This window comes from Anthropogastromicrobium aceti, assembly GCF_020687335.1.
GTDB classification, from domain to species: Bacteria; Bacillota; Clostridia; order Lachnospirales; family Lachnospiraceae; genus Anthropogastromicrobium; species Anthropogastromicrobium aceti.
The window spans coordinates 1-7,417 of record NZ_JAJEQN010000073.1 but is presented as its reverse complement, the minus strand read 5'-3'; the positions used below and the strand labels follow the sequence as shown (position 1 = coordinate 7,417).

12 protein-coding genes and 2 pseudogenes are annotated in these 7,417 nt (G+C 38.7%); all 14 read right to left on the bottom strand.

Annotation, left to right across the window (positions count from 1 at the left end; all coding sequences use genetic code 11):
- Positions 1-193: 193 nt before the first annotated feature.
- The gene (locus tag LKD48_RS16010; protein ID WP_308732602.1) at positions 194-634 is read right to left on the bottom strand and encodes an antirestriction protein ArdA; all 441 of its coding nucleotides are present in this window, start codon (positions 632-634) and stop codon (positions 194-196) included.
- A gap of 17 nt (positions 635-651) precedes the next feature.
- Entirely contained in the window at positions 652-1,155 is a 504-nt protein-coding gene (locus tag LKD48_RS16005; protein ID WP_308732601.1) for an antirestriction protein ArdA, read from the bottom strand.
- Positions 1,074-1,370 carry a conjugal transfer protein gene (locus LKD48_RS16000; RefSeq protein ID WP_308732600.1) on the bottom strand — a complete coding sequence of 99 codons (297 nt, stop codon included), beginning with the start codon at positions 1,368-1,370 and terminating at the stop codon, positions 1,074-1,076. Before LKD48_RS16000 ends, LKD48_RS16005 begins: the two co-directional genes overlap by 82 nt.
- 102 nt (positions 1,371-1,472) lie before the next feature.
- Positions 1,473-1,796 carry a hypothetical protein gene (locus tag LKD48_RS15995; RefSeq protein WP_308732599.1) on the bottom strand — a complete coding sequence of 108 codons (324 nt, stop codon included), beginning with the start codon at positions 1,794-1,796 and terminating at the stop codon, positions 1,473-1,475.
- Between the two features lies 1 nt (position 1,797).
- Positions 1,798-2,001: a helix-turn-helix transcriptional regulator gene (locus LKD48_RS15990; protein ID WP_055061724.1), complete on the bottom strand. Its 204-nt coding sequence runs from the start codon at positions 1,999-2,001 to the stop codon at positions 1,798-1,800.
- Positions 2,002-2,171: 170 nt separating this feature from the next.
- Positions 2,172-2,393 (bottom strand): hypothetical protein, encoded by a 222-nt coding sequence (locus LKD48_RS15985; RefSeq protein ID WP_003060793.1) that lies wholly within the window; start codon positions 2,391-2,393, stop codon positions 2,172-2,174.
- Positions 2,394-2,507, bottom strand: a pseudogene (locus tag LKD48_RS15980) (DUF3789 domain-containing protein); the annotation flags it as partial.
- A 33-nt stretch (positions 2,508-2,540) separates the two neighbouring features.
- Positions 2,541-3,737, bottom strand: coding sequence for a MobT family relaxase (gene mobT, locus LKD48_RS15975; RefSeq protein WP_308732598.1), 1,197 nt, complete (start codon positions 3,735-3,737; stop codon positions 2,541-2,543).
- Positions 3,738-3,920: 183 nt separating this feature from the next.
- Positions 3,921-5,315, bottom strand: a pseudogene (locus LKD48_RS15970) (FtsK/SpoIIIE domain-containing protein).
- A gap of 72 nt (positions 5,316-5,387) precedes the next feature.
- Entirely contained in the window at positions 5,388-5,954 is a 567-nt protein-coding gene (locus LKD48_RS15965) for an HAAS signaling domain-containing protein (RefSeq protein ID WP_308732597.1), read from the bottom strand.
- Positions 5,955-5,958: 4 nt separating this feature from the next.
- Positions 5,959-6,291 carry a PadR family transcriptional regulator gene (locus tag LKD48_RS15960; protein WP_007286208.1) on the bottom strand — a complete coding sequence of 111 codons (333 nt, stop codon included), beginning with the start codon at positions 6,289-6,291 and terminating at the stop codon, positions 5,959-5,961.
- Positions 6,292-6,679: 388 nt separating this feature from the next.
- A complete protein-coding gene (locus LKD48_RS16600) occupies positions 6,680-6,784 on the bottom strand; it encodes a DUF4160 domain-containing protein (RefSeq protein ID WP_308732603.1) in 105 nt (34 codons plus the stop codon).
- Between the two features lie 10 nt (positions 6,785-6,794).
- Positions 6,795-7,064 (bottom strand): hypothetical protein, encoded by a 270-nt coding sequence (locus tag LKD48_RS15950; protein WP_118616494.1) that lies wholly within the window; start codon positions 7,062-7,064, stop codon positions 6,795-6,797.
- A gap of 206 nt (positions 7,065-7,270) precedes the next feature.
- The coding region (locus LKD48_RS16595; RefSeq protein ID WP_308732320.1) for an Hsp20 family protein at positions 7,271-7,417 on the bottom strand (147 nt) is incomplete at its 5' end.

Below are 7,417 nucleotides of genomic sequence, written 5' to 3'. Positions count from 1 at the left end.
CTTTCAAATCACTCATCATTATTTTTCCAGTTTATTTTTCATCCGCAGCTTTGCTGTTTCCAAACTCCAGATTGGAAATTCCTTGGAGAACCTAGAACATTCAACTTTTTGTTCCTTTTGTTCTCTCTGTACCCCTCTCTTTTGTTCTAGTTGTACTATAGCATGTATTATTAGCAATGTCAAGAGTTGAGTGCTAATTTTTTGTGAAAATTTTGTGAACTAAGCCACGGTGACAATAAAAAGTCCACTTTACCTGTCCCCAATGGCTTTCGTAGTAGGCAACGTCTGTCATGGTTTCACAGTCGGGATAATAATAAATATCGTCCTTGTGTTCCACGACTTCTTCCAGCGTCCCGTAGTGGCTGATAAATTCGTCCAGACATTCTACGATATAGTCGGGAAGTTCCTCTATCATTTCATACATCTCATTGAGTTCTTCAATGGAAACATACTCGCCAATCGCAATCGGGAAGTTGTCGGTATCATGGATAGCGTATTCCTCATACTGTTCATTCAAGCCGATTTTTTCTTTCACATCTTCCTCGTCAATAGGAAATGTGAACCATGCACCTACTAAATAGCCCTCATTGTATTTGCCAAGATTAGCAATGTAAACCGCCATATCATCAATCATAAGCACCACCTCATTTCCTACTCTGGCAGTTCAAAGATACCGTGTTCTGTTACTAAAAATTTCCCGTGTTCCTGCAAGTGAGAAGCATAGGCTTCAAAGTCAAAGTAGTATTCTTGACAGTCCTCGGATAAATGCTTGAACGTCGGGTCGTTCATCAGCTTTTGCCTTGCAACATCTATCATGCTTTTGCAGTCGGGATAAACAGTAATCACGTTCCTGCAAAGATAAAGTGCTTCTAAATTCTCAAACACCGTAAGTAGTGATACATGTTCTTCCTGCATATCACTTGAAAGCTGGCGATACATAAAATCTAATTCGTTGAGCTGATACACGCTGGTATGTTCGTGGACTTCATCAGCAAACGGCAACACCTTTTCGATAATGCGGTAATCCCCACTTTCTGCACCGATACCTAACTTTTCTTCAAACTCGGCAACATCTATCGGCAAGTCGAACCAGTATGATGTTGTTTCTTCGCCAGTTGTTCCTCTCGTTTCCACCAGCACCCTTGTTTCCTGCATTGTTCCTCACGTCCTTTCTGTTGTTTTATCACATCTTTTAAGGTATGGTACGACATACCAAACACATATTTAGAAAAATCTTCTAACTGTCTTTCTTCATAATCGGCATGGTTCAGCCGTTTCATTTCATGCCACACCTTACGCTTGTAAGAGGGCAGGTCAGAAATGTATTCACAGCCGACGTTTGCCCGCATATCCTTAAAAATATCGTTCATTTCATCACTCCAATCTGAAATTTTGGTAAGAAAAAAGCAGTCAATCCTAAGACTAACTGCTTTGTGTATAGGTGTATAAAATTATCATATTTTCCTAATGATTTATAACTGTTTATCAAAATACATAATTGCAATCAATTCAAGCAAATTACGCAAACCAATAAAAAGTTCTCCAAAAAGAATTACTCGGTCAAGTGTAAACATAATTTGAATATCTATAAATAATGGTACTGATGTCGCAATCGCTAATAATATAATCAATGTCCAATTTGCTATATTAGCAAACTGATTTGCTTTTAGCTGTATCGTCAACCAGCGTTCATCACCCTTATATTCAACTTGCTTTTTTGCTTTCAATATATAAAGCCACAACGTTGCTCCTAATGCTAAAACAAGAAAAATCAAGATAATAATTTGCTCATTCATACTATTTGTCCTCCCTATGCTCGAAAACTTCATCAATAGAAACACCAAATACTTCTGCAATTTTAAATGCCAATTCTAATGACGGAGTATATTTATATTTTTCTATTGATATAACCGCTTGTCGTGAAATTCCAACTTTTTCAGCTAAATCTGCTTGTGTCCAGTCCCTTTCAGCACGTAAAACTTTAATTCTGTTCCATATCAAAGTTATCGCTCCTCTCCAAAATGTAATGTAGTGATTACTTTTATTGTAATGTACTCATTACATTTTGTCAATACTAGAATACATATAGAATTATGCTTTAAAGCAAATTTTCAATTTTCATTTTTTTAATTTCTGTTCTAACATTCATAATTGATAATACAATCTAAATCCTACGCACCGATAATCTTATTGAACAGCTCTAACAGTACATCTTTCACACCGCCAGCATTGAATACCAAGCCGACAGCAATTAAGGCAACTACCAAGAAGCCGATAAGTTTGGAAAACTCACGCTTGAAACCTAAGTAGATACCGATAACCACGATCGACATAAGCACCAAGCTCTGTGCATTTGATAAAAACCATTGATACAAATTTTGTCCGAAATTCATTTAATTGTCCTCGCTTTCTTTTAATTGTTTCATTTCATAGTCAGCTTCTTTGCCGACATTCAAAATACACATCAAGACTACGCCGATACCCATTCCCATAGATACCAGCAGGAAGTCTTTTAATAATACCCACATTTTTTATCACTCCTAACTTTCCACCAAATCTTTTGCAGGGGTCGTCTGCTGTTTGATTATCATTTCATGCTTTTCTGTGAGCTTTGCCTGCTGTTCGATTGTTTCCATGTAGTCTGTACCGTTTCCTTTATCAATCTTTTTCAGCATTTTCAAGGTCGGTGCTACCTGCCGTTGTACCCACCGCAATGTACGGTCTAAGGTGTAAGGCTCTGGCTTTGTCGTCAGCTTCAAGCTCTGTCTGTTATCGCCGATAAACCAAGCCCAGCGGTCATTGAGTTTCCGGTCATTTTTTCGCTTGTCTGGTTCTTCATCAACAAACCTCACATACTGGTTGATGATAGAAAAGGCAGTCTGCTCTGCGTCATAATACGTCAGCAAATCTCGTACTGCATAATAGGCACGTTCATTTCTAAGCCGTATCTCAAAACGATTGATAATGTCGGCTTCTTCAAGCGGTGTCCCTAACTTGACGTACTGCTCATAGTCCTTTTCATAGATACAGAAATACACATCTGATTTCAGCGAACCAAGATAAAGGGTTCGTCCCATATATTCTCTGTCGTCCTCTCTGTGCTTGATAAGCTCGCCAGACTGATAAAACTTATAGCTTCTGGACTTTCCGATATATTCCCGTTTCCTGCATTTTTCCGCAAGCTCTGGAATATCCAAAATGCCCGTATGGTCGTTGATAGCAAGGTCGATACGCTTCATCACGCCACCGTCTACGAGTGCGTCCATGAGAAAGTCATACCAGCTTCTTTGCTGTGCCAGCAGGTAACTTTCAAACTGCCTGCAACCACGCCCCTTTAACTCTAAAAGGACACCTTTTTCTTCGTCAGCCGACGTATAGATAAAGATGTCCCCTAAAGAGTAATGCTCCGTATAGCTGTAATGTCCGTAATCTTCATGGAGCATATAATTAATATTCAGTTTTAATATATCTTTGATGATGTGCTGTATATCCAGCGTGGGAAAACGAATTTTCACATAATCAAACAGCATGGTAAGCGGTGCTTCTGGATTGAACCTTGCCAGTTCCTTATGCAGAGTTTCCAGAAGTTCCTTTGATGGCTTCATTTTTCCACTTTCTATCTTGTTGAGATATTCCCTTGTGATACCAGAAGCCACCGCCAGCCTGCCTTGTGAGATACCGTAAGCAATCCGTTTCTCCCATAATTCTTTTATCCATTGTTCTTCATTCAGAACCATACCCCCAATCTGTAAAGTGTGAAGTTTTTTCAAGCGACTTCACAACTGATTTTTGCAAGGAAACCATGCCAGAAGCCTTATGTTTCCTATGTTTTTTGTCTATTGTCTATTTGCAAACGTACCCCTCTGTTAGATACCGAGGGGTTTTACCTGCTGGCGTGGCTTACGCCACACCAGCAACGGCTAGTCCGTGCCGTCGCCTTTCGCTTCGCACGTCGCCGTCCCGTCCTGCCTTGCTTGTGCAAGAGAACCGATTGTCTGCAAAAAATCATGTCCTTTCGGGACTAAAGGCGTATAAAATTCGCTTATCACGCTTGTTCCCACATCACAATAACCACGCCCCTTGATACGCTTCTGGAAAAACTGCTTTTTCACATCTGAACCGAACAGCATACCGTAACCTAATTCGCTGATACGCCCCAATCCCACACGGAAATTGAAGTTATCTCTGATACCGTCCGAGAAATACTTTACGTCTGGACGCTGGCAGGCAACGATAAGGAAATAACCTGCTTGTCGCCCTAACATAACGATTTTCTTTAACTGGCTAAGTAGGCTCACGCTTTCTTTCGTCCCCAGCATTTCAAAAAATGCCACATATTCATCAAAGATAAGAAAGCAGGGTGGCAGTCCCAGATAGGCATAGTTTTCGCCAGTCTTATAGTTCGGGTGTCGTTTCATTTCCTCACTTCGCTGTACCATGCCCTCATAAAAGGCACGGACGCAATCTATCATTTCTTCTTTGGTATGATACACATTTCCCATAACTGTCCCTAAGTCTGCAAGGTCACCGTTCTTCGGGTCTAAGATGTAAAGGACAGCGTTGGTATGCAGTAAGGCTTCAATGAGCGTCAACAGAAAATAGGTTTTACCGCCACCCGTCCCACCAGCAATCAGAGCGTGAGGGAGTGCGTCATATTCCCAGACAAGATTTTTCATCAGCTTTAGACAGCCGTTTTCTGCCCGTACTTCATCAATGGTAATGCGGTTCGCTATCATATCATAAAGCAGGGTATATTCGATATAGCCGTCATGTAAGGTCTTGTCGGTCAGCTAGCAATACAAGCCACTTTCCAATTTATCCTCTAACCGTAAAAGCTGGTCTTGATATTTTGCCAGCGTAATTTCACAGCGGATATGAAGCAGTCCCTTTTCCATTTGATAATAAATTTTTGGAAACCAGACGATTTTTTCCCTTGATCTGCTTTGCAGGTCAGTAAAAAAACCGCTGTCTTGTACGGTATCAGCTTCATACCACTTATTTTCCAGTATCATTCGTGCCAGCTTTTGACGGTGCAGGAGCTTCTTGAAATTGTCGTAACAGAAGCGGTAATACAGAAAAGCGATCAATGCACAAACACCAGTCGCTATCAGTATGGTTATGAAGTTGTAAGGGGAAAGCGTCAAGCCGTTTTCTAACAAGCTGAAATGTTCCCAATCGGTATGCATGAGCTGTTTGATATTGACTAGCAAAAGAACCGCCACGAACAGAAACAGAAGCATTCCTATGGAAAAATGGTAAACAAGGTGCTTGTCGCTTGCTCTGATACGGTGTCCTTTATTCCAAATCTTACGCATAAATCAATCACTCCTTTCTGGGTGTGAAAAAGCAGTCAATCCTAAGACTAACTGCTTAAATACACATACATATTAAATTGATAAATTGTTTTTAGTTTTACTAATACCTTTGCAATAGGTAATCAATAACTTCCATGCACCTCGTCCTAATAAGAACAAGATTATCCCCGTGATTAGTGATAAGATAAATACTGGGATAGGGCTTAAAGCTGTATTTCCAAATTGAAAACCAATATAATCTACATAAGGAATATTCAAATGTAATAAATAATCTACTAATTTTATAATCCCTAATACAGCAGAAGCAACACCACACAGAATAAAAGTAGGTGCAACAATAACTAAAACTGGTATTACAAACAATCCAGAAAAACCTACTAAGCTATAAAAAGCACAAGCTGTTAAAAATCTGTTCCAGCTAAAACCGTTTTCCTTTGCAAGTAAATCTCCAAGATAGGCTTTTGCAAGGTCTTTTGGCTTTCCTAATCTAGTTAAAATTTGTTCTGTTGAGAGGTTTTCGCTTTCCATTTCTAAAATAGAGCCTTTTATTTCCTTTACAATATCAACACGTTCAGAAGTTGGAAGTGGTTTCAAACATTTATCAATAGTATCTAAGTATTTTTCAAACGTAGTATTCATAATTTTATTCTCCTTTCAAATCAGACATAGCATTTAATAAATTTTCCCATTCAGTATTCATAGCGTCCAGATAATTTTTTCCGTCTGGTGTTAATGAATAATACTTACGAGGTGGCAAGCCCTCTGTGGACTCTTGCCAAGTTGATTGCAAGTAGTTTTCCTTTTGTAATCTTCTTAACAATGGATATACTGTACTTTCCGTAGAAGTAATTATAGGATATTTGCTCAATTCTTGTAAAATCTCATACCCATAATATACTTTTTTATCCAGCATTAGCAAAATACAATATTCCAATGTACCTCGCACTATTTGAGATTTCCATTTGTCTAAGTTCATGTTGTTCACCTCACTGTTTTCTTGATAGATATATCGTACTACACAGTATAATGAATGTCAACAGTATATTTTAATTGAACAACACTTTTTTTTGAAAGGTATATCAATTACTATTTTTTCGGTTGTCCCTGCGTGTTATTATTCTGTGGATTGCCTGCGTTCTGGTTGCCTTTATTCTTCAACCTTTCCACCGGGACAGGTACTGTGGCTTTTTATCTGTCCCACTGGTTCTATCAACAATAAAATTTAATCGTATCTGTAACAAAAAACTGTTTCCATCTTGCACAAATAAGGAAAAACTGAGCTGAAATAAATTCCATTAACTCATTCAATTCCTTCGATGCAATTTGACTTCCATTGCTTGCTACAATGCATCCCCCAGTACGGGTTAACCAAATTTTGTAGCATTCGGTGTTGGTCTGCCTTTTGATACATGAACATGAATCGGCTCCCCTTCCTCATTCGACCAAAAATATACAATGTATCCGCTCACAGTAAATAATTTAGGCAATTTTTATTCCTCCATTTGCAGCGTATTTGTATAATAAATGAGCATTGCTATGGAGCAGTTTTTCAAAGAATGCGATTTCTTCATCACTATATCCTTCTTTTTCTGTCCATTTGTATTCAGGAAGTTCACATCTTGCTGAATCAAATCCATTATCTGTTGGTCGTTCAAAATTCACAATGACCTTTTTTATTCCTTTGTCTTCAATAAGCTGAGAATGCACAATTTCTGTTTCATCTGATAATGTCATATATGGATACATCATATCAAAACACTCCTTTCTTTTTTTGTGCAAGTGAATCCCCGTTAGTTCACAAAACGCCATATTTCTAATTTTGATTATACACAGCAAGACATGCGTTTGCAAGAGCAATAACACCTATAAAAAAATTTGCTACTAACAAAACAAAAAAAGAGGGCACGCGCCTTTTGACGCATGCCCTCTAACTATCTACACTATCTAATATTTTTTTATCCTTCAATTGCGATATGCTTCTTCTCTTCTACTGCTGGCTTTGCTTCCTTCTTTGCAACAGTTACCGTCAGCATACCATGCTCAAAGTGAGCCTTGATATCATCTTCGGTTGTATCCTTGCCAACATAATAGCTTCTCTGGCA